The organism is Actinoallomurus sp. NBC_01490 (assembly GCF_036227085.1).
GTDB classification, from domain to species: Bacteria; Actinomycetota; Actinomycetes; order Streptosporangiales; family Streptosporangiaceae; genus Actinoallomurus; species Actinoallomurus oryzae.
Map to the genome: position 1 here is coordinate 8,915,623 of NZ_CP109433.1, position 12,711 is coordinate 8,928,333.

Sequence of the window (12,711 nt, forward strand, 5' to 3'; positions counted from 1 at the left end):
CGAGACGCTGGAGTATTCATCGAGCATTCTCGCGCATTGATCGTCTCAAGGCCGGTTCCTAGCGTTGACCCATCCGAACGCGAGGAGAGAACCACATGAAGATCGCCGTTTATGGGGCGAACGGATATACCGGAAGGCTCGTCGTCGCCGAGCTGGCCCGACGGGGCATCGGCACCGTGCTGGTGGGGCGCGGCCTCGCCCGCCTCCGCGAGGCGGCGGCCGAGGCCGCGGCGGTGGAGGCCGAGACGCACGTCGCCGGTGTCGACGACACCGCCGCGCTCGCCGGCGCCTTTCGCGGCTGCGACGCGGTGATCAACTGCGCGGGCCCGTTCATCGCGTCCGGTGAGGCGGTGGTGCGCGCCGCGATCAGGGCCGGCTGTCACTACGTGGATATCGCGGGCGAACAGCTCTACCTGAAGCGGATCCACGACACGTTCGCGGCGGAGGCCGCGAACGCCGGGGTGACCGTGGTGCCCGGCGTGAACGACGACGGCCTGCCCAGTGACCTCATCGCACACCTGGCCGCCCGGCGGGTCGCGCCGGTCACCGAGCTCGTCATCGCCCTGGACCTGACCCGCAGCGGCGCCGCGCCGTCTCGCGGCACGCTGCGCTCCGCGCTCGCGAACCTCGGCACGTTGACCGGCGGTGGCCTCACCTTTCGCGACGGCGACTGGCTTCCGGACGTCCCGGTCCGGAAAACGTCGGTCGTCTTCCCGTGCGGTCCGGGACCGGTTCCGGCCGCCCGGTTCCCCCTGCCCGGTGTCGTCACCGTTCCCCGGCACGTGCCCGCCCGGTACGTGGAGGGGGTGGTCGGGGCGGAACTGGTGGCCGCCTTCTCCGCGGTCACTCCCGAGCTGGTGGACAGCGTGCCCGACGGACCGTCCGAGGACGCGCGCCTCGCCGGGCGGTGGACCGTCGTGGTCGAGGCCACCGGCCGCGACGGGCGGTCGGCCCGTGGCGTGGTGTCGGGGCCGGACACGTACGGCTCCACCGCCGTCATGGCGGTCGAGAGCGCGCGGCGGCTCGTCGTCGACGGAGCCGAGCCCGGCGTACCGGCCCCGGCCCAGGCCTATGACCCGATCGGCTTCCTGGACTTCCTCACCGGGCACGGCGCCACGTGGACCCTCGAGGTCGAACCGGCGGGCCGTGACGAGGGTCGCCCCGTGCCCGGTGGGACGAGCCCGCCGGGCACGGGGCGGGTCAGGTCGTGCTGAGCGCGACCGTGGGCGAGACGCGGGCGGCGCGGACGGCGGGATAGAGGCCGGCGACCGTCCCGACGAGCAGGGTCGCGGCGAACGCTCCGGCGAACACCTGCCACTGCAGCGCGACCGGAAGGCCGCGCGTCAGCGCGTACGCGATCGTGACGATGGCGCCGAGCAGCCCTCCGGCGACCCCGCCCAGGGCGGACAGCAGGAGCGACTCGGTGAGGAACTGGGTACGGACGTGCCCTCGGGTGGCGCCGAGCGAGCGGCGCAGGCCGATCTCGTGGCGGCGTTCCAGCACCGAGATGACCATGGTGTTCGCGACGCCGACCCCGCCGACGAGAAGGGCCACCGCACCGAGCCCGAGCAGCGTGTCGGTGAACGCCGCGTTCGCGGCGGCGCGTGCGTCCAGCGCGTCCGACGGGCGGCTCACGTCGACCTCTTCGGGGTTCTCCGGGTCGATGGTGCGGGCGAGCAGCGACTGCACGGTCGTCACCTGGCCGGGGTCGGAACGCTCGTAGATCGTCGTGGGGTGGCCGTCGAAGTCGAGATACTCCCGGGCGGTGTCCCAGCCGACGAGGGCGGAGCGTTCGACGTCCGGAGCCAGCGGGGCCGGGCCGAGGACGCCGATGACGGTGAACCACCGGTTCGCCACCCACACGGGCGCGCCCGGCTCGTCGACGCCGAGCCGCCGCGCCGCGACCGAGCCCAGGACGATCGCGGGATAGCGGGACGTGGCCCCGTTCAGCCACGTGCCCCGGGCGACCGTCACCCGCAGCGTGCGCGGCAGGTCGGGCGTTGCCGCGGTCACCACGAGCCCGCCGGTCTCCTCTTTGGGGATCTTGTCGGTACGCCGGATCGCGGCGTCGGTGTCGCCGGTGGCCGCGACGGCCCGGACGCCGGGGATCCGCCCGGTCATGTCGGTGGCGGTGTCCGGCAGCGTGGCCTTCTCCCCGGTCAGGGCGTCGCCGGGCGAGGCGGTGAGCAGGTTGGTGCCCAACCGGTCCAGCTGCTCCAGCAGGTCGGCGCGGCCCGACTCGGAGATGCCGAGCACGGCCACCATGGTCGCGATGCCGATCGCGATGCCGAGCGCGGACAGCAGCACGCGCGTCGGCCGGGTGCGCAGGCCGGTCGCGCCCACCCGCAGGGCGTCGCGGGGCCGTAGCCGGGCCGGGATGAGTCTCATCGCGGCTCACCGCCGGCGGTCATGGCGCGGTCGTCGGCCACCACCGCGCCGTCGCGCATCCGCACCCGCCGGGGCACGGCGCCGGCGACCTCCAGGTCGTGGGTGATGATCACGACGGTGGTTCCCGCGGCGTTGAGCGCGGTCAGCAGGCGCAGCACCTCGGCGCCCGAGGCGGTGTCGAGGTTGCCGGTGGGCTCGTCGGCGAGCAGCAGCCGCGGCTCGCCGACGACCGCGCGGGCGACGGCCACGCGTTGCCGCTCACCGCCGGACAACTGGCCGGGCCGGTGCCGAAGCCGGTGGCCGAGGCCGACCCGCTCCAGGGCCTCGGCGGCCCGCTCGCGGCGTACGCGCAGGTCGGGCCCGGCGTACAGCAGGCCGTCGGCGACGTTGTCCAGCGCGCTCACGCCGTCGGCCAGGTGGAACCGCTGGAACACGAAGCCGATGAACCGCGCCCGCAGGGCGGACAGCTCCCGGTCGCCGAGCCGGCCCACGTCGTGGCCGACGACGCGCACGGTGCCGCGTGAGGGCCGGTCGAGCGTGCCCATCAGGTGCAGGAGCGTCGACTTGCCCGACCCGGACGGTCCGACGATGGCCGTCAGCTCCCCGTCGCCGATGGACAGCGACACGTTTTCGAGCGCGGTGACCCCTCCGGGGTAGTCCTTGCCGACGCCTTCCAGTTCGACCGCGGCGGTCATTTGCCCGGCACCCCCACCTTCACGCCGGGCGCCAGTCCCGGCCCGCCGACCTCGACGCGCCCCTGCGCGTACAGGCCGGTGCGCACCGGCACCACGTCGACCCGGCCGTCCCGGACGACCTGCACGCCGTAGCCGCCCTCCCTGAGGGCGAGCAGCGCCTCGACCGGTACGGACAGCACGTTCTCGTGACGCTCGCTCCGCAGCTCGACGCTGACCGGCGCCTTGTCGAGCCGCCCGGCGTCCCTGGGGTCGTCGAGGGCGATGTCCACCTCGATCGTCGACTCCGCGGAGGACGAGGAGGAGCCCGGCTTCTTCGCCACCGCGACCATGCCGACCTTGGTGATCCTGCCGGACGCCGTCTTGCCGCCCGGCAGTTCGACGGTGACCGCCGCGCCCTTGCGCGCCAGTTGCTGGTCGTCGGTGTCCAGGTCGACCCTGATCTGACGCTCGGTGCCGGTGACCTCGAACACCGGCTTGCCCGCCACGGTACGGCCGCCGAGCTCCGCCTTGCGTTCGGTGATCCGCACCGCTCCGGGCGCGAAGATCACCTGTGCCCCGTCGACCGCGCCGGTCTGCTCCAGCCCGCGGTCCTGCTGCCACTTCTCGACCGCGCTCGCGGTGGCCGCGGTGAAGTGGTCGTCGACCGTGACGCCCGCGTCGTAGCCGAGGGCGTCCAGGTTGCGTTCGAGCTGTTTCACGTCGGGACCGTCGCTGGTCCCCTCCGACAGCGTCCGGTACATCGGCTCGTCGCCGTACATCAGCGTGACCGGCTCGTTGTTCAGGTCGTACAGCCGTCCCCCGCGTTTGACCGTGGCGCCCACACCGGCGATCCAGGTGACCGTCCCGGACGCGGCTCCGACGAGCGTCCGCTCGTCGCCGTACCCCAGCGTGCCGTCGACCGTCTCGGTGTCGATGAGGTCGCCGCGGGTGACGGTGCCGGTGGCCGCGGGCAGGTTCCGCGCGCCGGGCGCGCCGCCGTCGCCGCCGGTCATCGCGGTCGCCATCGCGACGCCGCCGCACCCGACGGCCACCAGCGTGACGGCCGCCACGGCCGTCTTCCGGCGTTTCACCGCACCAGCCCGGGGAGCTCCTTGCGGCACTTCTCCGAGGCCGTCTTGTACTCGGGCGAATCGCGGTCAACGTCTCCGAAGTCGGGCCGGCCGTTCTTGGGGTCCGGCATGTCCACGCCGTTCTTCCGCATGCACTGGGCGAACTTCAAGAGCAGGTCGTCCTTCTTCGCGGGGTCGGTGGCATAGGCCTTGATGCCGGGCGGCAGCTTGTCCTGGCACTTGGCCATGGCGCCGGACTTGCGCAGCCGGGACGCGTCGACGCCCGTGCTCTCGATCCACTCCGCGAGGCCCTGCCCCGCCTTGGGATCGGCGACGTCGACTCCCTGGCCGCGCAGGCACTTGGCGAACTCCACCAGCTGGTCCGTGTCGGCGCCCGCCGAGCCACCGCCGCTCGCGGGCCGGTCAACGCCGCCGCTCGAACCACCGCCGCAACCCGACAGGGCCACGGTCGCGGCCACGCACAGCACGGCGGCGGCCATCGGCGTCGAACGGATTCCGGGGACCATGTCTTCCTCCCTCGTTTCACGGGTCGTACGAGGAGGAGTAGAGCGGTCGCGAGGTAACCAGGGCGTTACCCGATCCGGATTAACGCCGAGGTCACACGGCGCCTGACACGATGGGGACGAAGCGGCGGAAAGGGGCCGACGACGTGCGGATTCTGGTCGTCGAGGACGAGAAGCTGATGGCGGACGCCATCGCCGAGTGGCTGCGCCGCGAGGCGCTGGCCGTGGACGTGACCTACGACGGGGAGACCGCCCTGGAGCGCCTCGGGGTGAACGACTACGACGTCGTCGTCCTGGACCGCGACATTCCCGTCGTCCACGGCGACGAGGTGTGCACGGCGGTGATCGAGTCGGGCGCGCGGACGCGGATCCTGATGCTCACCGCCGCCGGGACGTTACGGGACCGGGTGGAGGGGCTCGGCCTGGGCGCCGACGACTACCTCCCCAAGCCGTTCGCGTTCGCCGAGCTGTCGGCCCGGGTGCACGCGCTCGTCCGGCGGGCCCGCCCGGCCGCTCCGCCGGTGCTCCGCCGGGCCGGCCTCCGCCTGGACCCGGCGCGGCGGGAGGTCCACCGCGACGGCCGCCCCATCGCGCTCGGCAACCGGGAGTTCGCCGTCCTGGCCGAGCTGTTGCGCGCCGACGGAGCCGTCGTCTCCGCCGAACAGCTCCTCGAACGCGCCTGGGACGAGCACATCGACCCGTTCACCAACATCGTCCGGGTCACCGTCATGAAGCTGCGCCGCAAGCTCGGTGACCCTCCCGTCGTACGGACCTTGCCGGGAGCGGGGTACTACATCCCATGAAGACGCTGATCCGGGCCCGCTGGACCGTACGGGTCCGGCTGACCGCACTCCACGCGGCCCTCTTCCTCGTCGCCGGCACCTTGCTGCTCGGCGTGACCTACCTGCTCGTGCAGCAGAGCCTGGACCACCGCGACGGCCTCCTCAGCCGGCGAACGTCGATGATCAAGGCCGCGTCCCTGCCCGCCGACCTTCGGGTGGAGCTCCAGGACGGCCGGTGGGTGAACCCGCAGCAGTTCGTCGGGGAGGTCGAGGCCGAGCAGCACCGGCAGCACGAGCACCTGCTGGAGTCCTTCCTCACGCGCGGCGCCATGGCGCTGGGCGGTGTCGGGATCATCGCCACCGCGCTCGGCTGGATGCTCGCCGGACGCGCGCTGCGTCCCGTACACAGGATCACCGACACGGCGCGGCGGATCGCCGGAGCGGACGGGGCCGGACGCGGGCTGCACGAACGCATCGCGCTGCACGGGCCGGCCGACGAGGTCAAGGAACTCGCCGACACGTTCGACGTGATGCTGGAGCGGCTGGACGGCTCCTTCGACGGACAGCGCCGGTTCGTCGCCAGCGCATCACACGAGATGCGCACTCCGCTGGCGATCAAACGGGCGCTCATCGAGGTGGCGATCACCCGCCCCGGCGCCTCGCGTGACGCCCGTGAGCTGGGCGAGAGCCTGCTCGAGATCAACGCGCGCCATGAGCGCCTCGTCGACGGCCTGCTCACGCTCGCCGACAGCGAGAACCGCCCGGCCGAGGTCCGCCCGGTCGACCTGTCCGACGTGGCCGCCAGCGTGATCGAGGACGCGGCGACGCCCGCGGGCAAGGCGCGGGTGGACCTCCGGCCGCCGGACCTGGCCTCCGCGCCCACCACCGGCGACCCGTACCTCGTCGAAAGGCTCGTCCACAACCTCGTGGAGAACGCCATCCGGCACAACCACCCGGACGGCGGCTGGCTGTCCGTACGCACCTGGCAGGCCGACGGCCGCGCGATGCTGCGGGTCACCAACTCCGGGCCGGTGATACGGGACTACGAGACGGAGACCCTCTTCCAGCCGTTCCGCCGCCTGCGGGACCGGCGGGCCGCGGCGCGCCCGGGCGCCGACCGCGGCTTCGGGCTTGGCCTGTCCATCGTGCGGGCGATCGCCACCGCCCACGGCGGCACGGCCCACGCCGAGCCCCACCAGGGCGGCGGCCTGGTCGTCACCGTCGCCCTCCCGCAGGCCCCACCGCCCTGACCGGCGAGGTTCAAAGATCCTGTCCGGAGGACGCGGCGGAACGGAGGGCGGCGATCAGCCACTGGAAGCAGGGAACGGCCGACGGCGGTGGCGCCTGGCCGTCGATGATCGCCAGTAGCTGCCAGTACCGCTCCACCCGGGCGTCGGTGAACGTCTCGAGCTGCTCGAGTATCCGGGCCCGCCGTACGGCCGGGGTGTCCGGGGCGACGATGCGGTCGAGCACGGCTCTGCCCTGGGCGGAGCCGGGCTCGACTCCCTCCGCCAGCGCTCCTCCGGCGTGTTCCACGACCGCGTGGTGGTCCGGGCCGAACTCCAGCTCGTCGGCTCCCCGTCCGGCGACCGCCATGGCGCGCACCCGGCGCCGGAAGTCCTCGTCCGCGACGAGTTCACCGAGCTCGATCCAGGCGTCCACCTGTTCGGGCGCCGGGTCGTCGGGCAACGCGGGCAGCCGCCGCATGCTGTCGGCGATCCCCATGGCGGGGGCGTCGGGGTCGAGGTCCGCCACGACGTACTGGACGAACTCATCGATGATCTGCTGCCGCTCCTGGGCGGACATCTGGGCCAGCTTGTGCATCAGCAACGTCTCCTCAATCGTGCTCGCGCGCTCGGCGACGGTGCTGAGCACCGCCCGGCGCAACCGCAGCGTCCGGATCTCCACGTCGAGCGCGGCGACGTGCGCCGACGCCACCTCCCCCACGGTGACGGCCTTGGACAGGACCGCCTCCACCACGTCCAGCCCGAGACCCAGGTCCCTGAGGGTGCGGACCAGCTCCAGCCGGGCCACCGACTCGGCGTCATAGAGGCGATAGCCACCCGCGGACCGGCCGACGGGTGGCACCAGCCCCGCGTCGGACCAGAACCGGATCGTCCGCGCCGGCAGTCCGCACCTCTCGGCCAGCTGTCCGATGGTGAACAGCCCCGCGCTCGTACTCATGGAGACGACTGTGCACCTTCCACCCGCTGGAACCTCAAGCCGAGGGCGGCGATCAGCAGAGCGAGGCCCGTGCCGATGCTCAGGGCGTGCTCGATCACCCCGACGACGGGCAGTTCGGCCGCGGCGTAGCCCGAGGGGCGGATGACGTCCAGCGGAAGCTTCCAGCAGCCCCAGGCGAACAGGGACCCGGAGGCCGTGAACACCAGCGTCATCGGGATCCACAACGGCAGCCGGGCGGGACGACGGCGGACAAGTGCCGAAAGGCTCCAGCCGCCGATCAACGCCCACAGTCCCGTGTTGCCGATCAGCAGCCGCCCGTTCAGATCCCAGCGGTCGCGAAGGGCGGGGTCCAGGCCGATCGTCCCGCCGAACGCCCAGTACAGCCAGAGCAGCCCCAGCGCCGCGGCCACGATCATCCCCGGCCGGGCCGGCCACGGGGCGCGAGACCGGTGCCCGCCGATCCGGCCCAGGAAACGGCTCGGCCACCTCTCCCGCAGATAGATCGGAAGGGCCACGGCCAGTCCCAGCGCCATGCCGGCGAAACCGATACTGATGAAGACCATCTCCCACCCGGGCGCGGACGTGGAGTGTCCGGATTCGCCGCCGTGCCGGCCGACGCCGGCCGCGCCGAGGATCCCGGTGGTCACCGTGTACGGCAGCATCGGAACCAGGAAGCCGGCGGCCATCCAGGAGAAGAAGATCACCGGAAGCGCCGGCAGCCGCCGCCCCCAATGCTGGGCCAACGCGAGTCCCAGCATGACCCCGACCGCGGACATCCCCACCGTGACCGCGTTGAGCGTGATCCACCCGGCGGTGCCGACGTCCGCCGGCCCGTAACCGGCCAGGGCCGCGATGACCCAGACGACCTTGACCAGCAGATAGAGCGACATGGTCAGTGCGGCCGAGTAACCGGCCACCCTGCGTGCCGTGCTCCACCGCGCGCCGATGATCCGCGCGGACGACCGCGCCTCCGGCTCAGCTGTCACCATTGGAACATCGCCCTTCCCGTGCCCGTCGACCCAGGCGATCCTCCCGCCGGCCGTCCGCGCCCGGATCCCCTCGGCGAGGGGCTTCTCGGCAGACCTCTCCCTCGGAAGGGTGGTTAGGCGATCATGCGCCGGGAGGAGCCATCCGTGGGCTGAGTTCAGTCCGTGCCGGCCTGGGCGGCCGCACGGCGCCGGAGCCACTCGGCGCGCAGTTCCTCGTACGGCCTGCGCAACGGGCGGGGCGTGTTGGGCGGCGCCACGTCGTAGCCGGAAAGGCCGGACAGCGGACGGGGGCCGACGGCCACGCCGGAGTTGACGGCGTTGGTCGGGCACAGGAGCGCCAGACGGCCCACCCCGTCGGCCCAGACGCGCACCCGCCAGACCCGGAATCCGGGATGGACGGTCACGCGTTCGATGTTCTTCCAGGGAATGCGGTGCCGCTTGAACGAGGTCACCAGCTCCACGCCGGAGTCATCCATGACCACGCGGCTGCGGAGCGCGGCGGCCATCAACACGGTCAGGCCGAGGAGCAGCAGCACGATGAGGAGTGCGCCAACGCGCCGGACGGCCGAATGGTCCGGCAGATCGTCGGTGACGAGGAGCCAGGCCGTCTTGCCGGACATCCCGGCGAACGCGGCGACTCCGAAGAGCAGCAGCCCGACCGTACGGCGACAGCGGAGCGTGCGATGCCCTGACATGTCGGTGGATGCTATCAATCGGTGCGGCGGTCGACCCGGTGCTGCCATGCCTGCTGTTTCAGCGGCGAGGGAAGGCGGCCAGTTCGGTGAGCGCCTGGTCCAGGTCGTCGCAGACGCCTTGACGGAGTAGCCGCGTGAACACCGGGTCTCCGGTCGCGGCGAGTTCGCGGACGCCGTCGGCGTGGGCTTCGACGCGTTCCCGCACCACCGTGAGGAAGTCCGCGGTGCCGCCCGGCCAGCCGTACGTGCCGAGGAACCGGTGGAGCCGGTGTGGCCGGGCCGCGAAGTCGGTGAATCCTTCGGCGGCGGCGACGTGGCGGGCGTGCAGTGGCACCCAGCTGAAGGCGGTGAAGGCCAGGTCCCATTCGGGCGTGACGGGGCCGGCGAGGTCCCAGTCGAAGAATCCGGCCAGCCGGCCGTCGTGCCAGGCGGCGTTGTAGGGGGCTGCGTCGTTGTGGCCGATGATCAAGCCCGGCGACCAACGGCCGCCGCCGCGCCAGACGGCGTCCGGTGCCGGGACGAAGTCGGCGACCGCCTCGTGGTAGCCGCGCGCCCAGCGCGCCACCTGGTCGAGCGCCTCCTCGGCGTGCACCCAGGCCGGCCACGGTCTGCGGGTGCCGACGGTCCGGCCTTCGAGGAAGGTGAGGACCTCCCGGCCCTGCTCATCGAAGCCGAGAGGGCGTGGAGCGGCGGTGAACCGTCTGCTCGCCAGGTGGGTGAGCAGCGCGTGCACCGCGGGCGTCCAGGGACCGGCGACACGGCGGACCGTGTCGCCCAGCCGGACGGCACCGCCGGTGTTCCCGCCATCGAGTCGTTCCTCGGCCACGAGGAGATCCTGACACGACCGCCCTCGGCGTGCCGGAGGCTCACCCACCGGCGCGCGACGGCGCGGACGTGAGCGTGTCCCATGCGGCCATCGCGCAGGTGATGACCGCCTCCAGCTCGGCGCGGGTGGCGCCGTCGCGAGCCTGTACGGAAAGGCCCTGCACCACGGTGGCGTAGTAGCGGGCGATGGCGTCGAGGCCGGCGGGCGGCACGGTGAGGTCGCCGTCAGTGACGCCGCGGGCGAGCCGGTCCTTGATGGTGGCGAGCATGTCGCGCCGGAGGTCGGCCAGGAACTCCCGGATCGCGTGGTTCTCCACGGCGCCGGTGGGCGCGGCGAGGACGAGCATGCAGTAGTGCGGGGTGTCGGGACGGGTGATCTCATCGGCGGTGGCGCGCAGCATGGCGTGGATCGCGGCGCGTGTGGTCGGCTGCTCGCGCAGCGCGCGCCTGGGCGGCTCGCCCGAGGTCGTGCCATAGAGCGCCATGACCTTGCGGAACAGCTCCTCCTTGCTGCCGAAGCAGGCGTAGATGCTGGCCGAGGCGATGCCCATGGCCTGGGCCAGATCGCTCAGCGAGGTGCCCTCGTAGCCCCGCTCCCAGAACAGCGCTGCCGGTGCCGGAAGGCTGGGCCGACGAGCAGGCGCTGGGCCTGGTCGTGAACTGGCCGACCGCGCTGGCGGCGCTCAAGGCACTGGGCGGCGTCACCGCCGGGCAGACCGTGCTGATCCACGCCGCGGCCGGCGGGACCGGCCAGGCCGCGGTCACCATGGCCGAACACTTCGGCGCGACGGTGATCGCCACGGCCTCACCGGGCAAGCACGAGGCGGTACGCGCGCTGGGCGCCGACCACGTCATCGACTCGCGCGGCGACGACATCGCCGCCGACGTCCTGCGGCTGACCGACGGCGCGGGCGCCGACCTGGTGCTGGAGTCGGTCGGCGGCGCCACCCTCGACGCCAGCCTCGCCGCGGCCAAACGGGTCACCGGCCGGGGCGTCGTCTACGGCATGGCCGCCGGCGAAGCGGCGATCACCAGCCGGGAGCTGGTCTACAAGCACCAGATCCACCTCATCGGCCTGAACATCGGCACCCTGATCCAGGCCGCACCGCAGATCTTCGGCGAGGTCATGGGCCAGTTGTTCGAGCTCCTCGCGGCCGGTGTGCTCGGCCCCGGCCGGCCCACCGCGTACGAGCTGGCCGAGGGGCCCAAGGCACTGGCGGAGCTCGAAGCGCGGGCCACCGTGGGCAAGCCGGCACTGCTGCCCTGAGCAGCCCCTGCCGCCGTACCGCCAGGCAGCGCGGCCCCCACCGGCGGTTGACGGTACGAAGAGGACCCGGAGACGTTCCCGGTCCCCTTCGACCGTCTTGCCGTGACTGGCCGTTCTGATGCGGGTGGCTGGGGGCCGGGGTCAGTCGATGAGGTTCGTGGCGTTGCGGAAGGCGGTGGCGGCGGTCTTCAGGTCCTCGATCGTGGTGCGCCAGTCGGTGGCCTCGGTCTCGTTCATGTCGACCCAGTTCTGGTCGCCGAACTCGCGGGCGAACTCCGCGATGTGCTCGGCGGTCTCGGCGAGCTTGTTCAGCACGGTGCCGACGCTCATCCCGCCGGCGGATGCCTACCCGCCGAACGATTCACATCGCCGGAACCCTCAACTGGACTCGCTGAGAGCCGGCCGGCCTTCGCTGTCGCGCGAGGCCGCGGCCCGTGCGTAGGCCAAGAAGGCCAGCGCCGTGCGGGTGGGTCGATGTCGGTGCCAGGCCAATACGGTGCGCCGGGCGAGTTTGGGTCGGTGCACGGGGAGGGCGACCAGGTCGGGCCGGGAGAGCACGAGGCCGGTGCCGGGGACGAGGGCGACGCCGAGGCGGCGGGCCGCCAAGTCGATCAGAAGGCTGATGTCGTCGGTCTCGGCGTGGATCAAAGGCGTGAATCCGGCGTTGGCGCAGGCGGTTTCCAGGACGGTTCGCAGGCCGCTGCCGTGGGTGAGGGTGGCCAGGGGCTGGTCTCGGAGTGCGGCCAGGGTGATGTGAGCCCGACTGGCGAGCGTGTGGTCGGGCGCGACGAGGGCCAAGAGCGGTTCGGTGGTGTAGGCGGCGGTGGCGACGGCGGCGGGCAGCGGCTGCCCGGTGACTCCCAGTAGGGCGGCGTCCAAAGTGCCCTTGGCGACCTGTTCAGCCAGGTGTTGCGGATTGGCGGTGCGTAGGGAGATCTCCACGAGCGGGTGGTCGTGGTGGAACGCGGCGAGCACATCCAGCAGGGAGGGCGGCGGAGACTGGATGGTGCCGGTCGAAAGGCGCCCGGCCAGAGCCCCGGCCAGGGAGGCTACAGCGTCGCGGCCGCGGGCGGCGGTATCCAGGGTCTCGCGGGCGAAGGGCAGGAGCATCTCTCCGGCCGCGGTCAGCCGGATCTGCCGTCCGGACCGGTCGAACAGTTCCTGGCCCAGTTCGTGTTCCAGCCGGGCGATCTGTTGGCTGATCGCGGGCTGCGCGACGTGAACCCGCGCCGCAGCGCGGGTGAAGTTCAAGTCCTCGGCCACCGCCACGAAGTACCGAAGTTGCCGCATCTCCATAGCGAAAACTTATCAGT

At 72.5% G+C, this 12,711-nt stretch carries 15 protein-coding genes; 4 read left to right on the plus strand and 11 right to left on the minus strand.

Annotation, left to right across the window (positions count from 1 at the left end; translation table 11 throughout):
• The first annotated feature begins 95 nt into the window (after positions 1–95).
• Entirely contained in the window at positions 96–1,214 is a 1,119-nt protein-coding gene (locus OG417_RS41110; protein ID WP_329240834.1) for a saccharopine dehydrogenase family protein, read from the plus strand.
• On the opposite strand, the gene OG417_RS41115 is transcribed toward OG417_RS41110, so the two are convergent.
• From OG417_RS41115 to OG417_RS41130, 4 genes are read right to left on the minus strand one after another with little or no spacing between them, the layout of a single operon-like run.
• Positions 1,201–2,388, minus strand: coding sequence for an ABC transporter permease (locus OG417_RS41115; protein ID WP_329240836.1), 1,188 nt, complete (start codon positions 2,386–2,388; stop codon positions 1,201–1,203). The genes OG417_RS41110 and OG417_RS41115 overlap by 14 nt on opposite strands.
• Positions 2,385–3,083 carry an ABC transporter ATP-binding protein gene (locus OG417_RS41120; RefSeq protein ID WP_329240838.1) on the minus strand — a complete coding sequence of 233 codons (699 nt, stop codon included), beginning with the start codon at positions 3,081–3,083 and terminating at the stop codon, positions 2,385–2,387. Before OG417_RS41120 ends, OG417_RS41115 begins: the two co-directional genes overlap by 4 nt.
• Entirely contained in the window at positions 3,080–4,153 is a 1,074-nt protein-coding gene (locus OG417_RS41125) for a peptidoglycan-binding protein (RefSeq protein WP_329240842.1), read from the minus strand. Before OG417_RS41125 ends, OG417_RS41120 begins: the two co-directional genes overlap by 4 nt.
• Positions 4,150–4,659, minus strand: a complete 510-nt coding sequence (locus tag OG417_RS41130; protein WP_329240845.1) for a hypothetical protein — start codon at positions 4,657–4,659, stop codon at positions 4,150–4,152. Before OG417_RS41130 ends, OG417_RS41125 begins: the two co-directional genes overlap by 4 nt.
• Before the next feature lie 143 nt (positions 4,660–4,802).
• Between OG417_RS41130 and OG417_RS41135 the strand changes: the two genes are divergently transcribed.
• Positions 4,803–5,459 carry a response regulator transcription factor gene (locus OG417_RS41135; protein WP_329240848.1) on the plus strand — a complete coding sequence of 219 codons (657 nt, stop codon included), beginning with the start codon at positions 4,803–4,805 and terminating at the stop codon, positions 5,457–5,459.
• Positions 5,456–6,688: a sensor histidine kinase gene (locus OG417_RS41140; protein WP_329240851.1), complete on the plus strand. Its 1,233-nt coding sequence runs from the start codon at positions 5,456–5,458 to the stop codon at positions 6,686–6,688. Before OG417_RS41135 ends, OG417_RS41140 begins: the two co-directional genes overlap by 4 nt.
• 10 nt (positions 6,689–6,698) lie before the next feature.
• Here OG417_RS41140 and OG417_RS41145 read toward each other — a convergent pair whose 3' ends face one another.
• The 5 genes from OG417_RS41145 to OG417_RS41165 form a co-directional block, all read right to left on the minus strand.
• On the minus strand, positions 6,699–7,622 hold the full coding sequence (locus OG417_RS41145) for a helix-turn-helix domain-containing protein (RefSeq protein WP_329240854.1): 924 nt from the start codon (positions 7,620–7,622) through the stop codon (positions 6,699–6,701).
• Positions 7,619–8,608, minus strand: a complete 990-nt coding sequence (locus OG417_RS41150; protein ID WP_329240857.1) for a hypothetical protein — start codon at positions 8,606–8,608, stop codon at positions 7,619–7,621. Before OG417_RS41150 ends, OG417_RS41145 begins: the two co-directional genes overlap by 4 nt.
• A 158-nt stretch (positions 8,609–8,766) precedes the next feature.
• A complete protein-coding gene (locus tag OG417_RS41155) occupies positions 8,767–9,306 on the minus strand; it encodes a PH domain-containing protein (RefSeq protein ID WP_329240860.1) in 540 nt (179 codons plus the stop codon).
• A gap of 58 nt (positions 9,307–9,364) precedes the next feature.
• Positions 9,365–10,132 (minus strand): phosphotransferase, encoded by a 768-nt coding sequence (locus OG417_RS41160; protein ID WP_329240862.1) that lies wholly within the window; start codon positions 10,130–10,132, stop codon positions 9,365–9,367.
• 40 nt (positions 10,133–10,172) lie between these two features.
• The gene (locus OG417_RS41165; RefSeq protein WP_329262976.1) at positions 10,173–10,736 is read right to left on the minus strand and encodes a TetR/AcrR family transcriptional regulator; all 564 of its coding nucleotides are present in this window, start codon (positions 10,734–10,736) and stop codon (positions 10,173–10,175) included.
• A gap of 8 nt (positions 10,737–10,744) precedes the next feature.
• On the opposite strand from OG417_RS41165, the gene OG417_RS41170 reads away from it, so the two are divergent.
• A complete protein-coding gene (locus OG417_RS41170) occupies positions 10,745–11,398 on the plus strand; it encodes a zinc-binding dehydrogenase (RefSeq protein ID WP_329240866.1) in 654 nt (217 codons plus the stop codon).
• Between the two features lie 141 nt (positions 11,399–11,539).
• On the opposite strand, the gene OG417_RS41175 is transcribed toward OG417_RS41170, so the two are convergent.
• Together OG417_RS41175 and OG417_RS41180 are read right to left on the minus strand one after the other, a co-directional pair.
• On the minus strand, positions 11,540–11,728 hold the full coding sequence (locus tag OG417_RS41175; RefSeq protein WP_329240869.1) for a hypothetical protein: 189 nt from the start codon (positions 11,726–11,728) through the stop codon (positions 11,540–11,542).
• 48 nt (positions 11,729–11,776) lie between these two features.
• Positions 11,777–12,694, minus strand: a complete 918-nt coding sequence (locus OG417_RS41180) for a LysR family transcriptional regulator (protein ID WP_329240872.1) — start codon at positions 12,692–12,694, stop codon at positions 11,777–11,779.
• Positions 12,695–12,711 lie beyond the last annotated feature (17 nt).

Bases quoted from the DNA above. Each gene is read 5' to 3' on its own strand.
- OG417_RS41175 (WP_329240869.1), bottom strand. From the start codon at position 11,728: ATGAGCGTCGGCACCGTGCTGAACAAGCTCGCCGAGACCGCCGAGCAC.
- OG417_RS41110 (WP_329240834.1), top strand. From the start codon at position 96: ATGAAGATCGCCGTTTATGGGGCGAACGGATATACCGGAAGGCTCGTC.
- OG417_RS41140 (WP_329240851.1), top strand. From the start codon at position 5,456: ATGAAGACGCTGATCCGGGCCCGCTGGACCGTACGGGTCCGGCTGACC.
- OG417_RS41120 (WP_329240838.1), bottom strand. From the start codon at position 3,083: ATGACCGCCGCGGTCGAACTGGAAGGCGTCGGCAAGGACTACCCCGGA.
- OG417_RS41145 (WP_329240854.1), bottom strand. From the start codon at position 7,622: ATGAGTACGAGCGCGGGGCTGTTCACCATCGGACAGCTGGCCGAGAGG.
- OG417_RS41130 (WP_329240845.1), bottom strand. From the start codon at position 4,659: ATGGTCCCCGGAATCCGTTCGACGCCGATGGCCGCCGCCGTGCTGTGC.
- OG417_RS41180 (WP_329240872.1), bottom strand. From the start codon at position 12,694: ATGGAGATGCGGCAACTTCGGTACTTCGTGGCGGTGGCCGAGGACTTG.
- OG417_RS41115 (WP_329240836.1), bottom strand. From the start codon at position 2,388: ATGAGACTCATCCCGGCCCGGCTACGGCCCCGCGACGCCCTGCGGGTG.
- OG417_RS41155 (WP_329240860.1), bottom strand. From the start codon at position 9,306: ATGTCAGGGCATCGCACGCTCCGCTGTCGCCGTACGGTCGGGCTGCTG.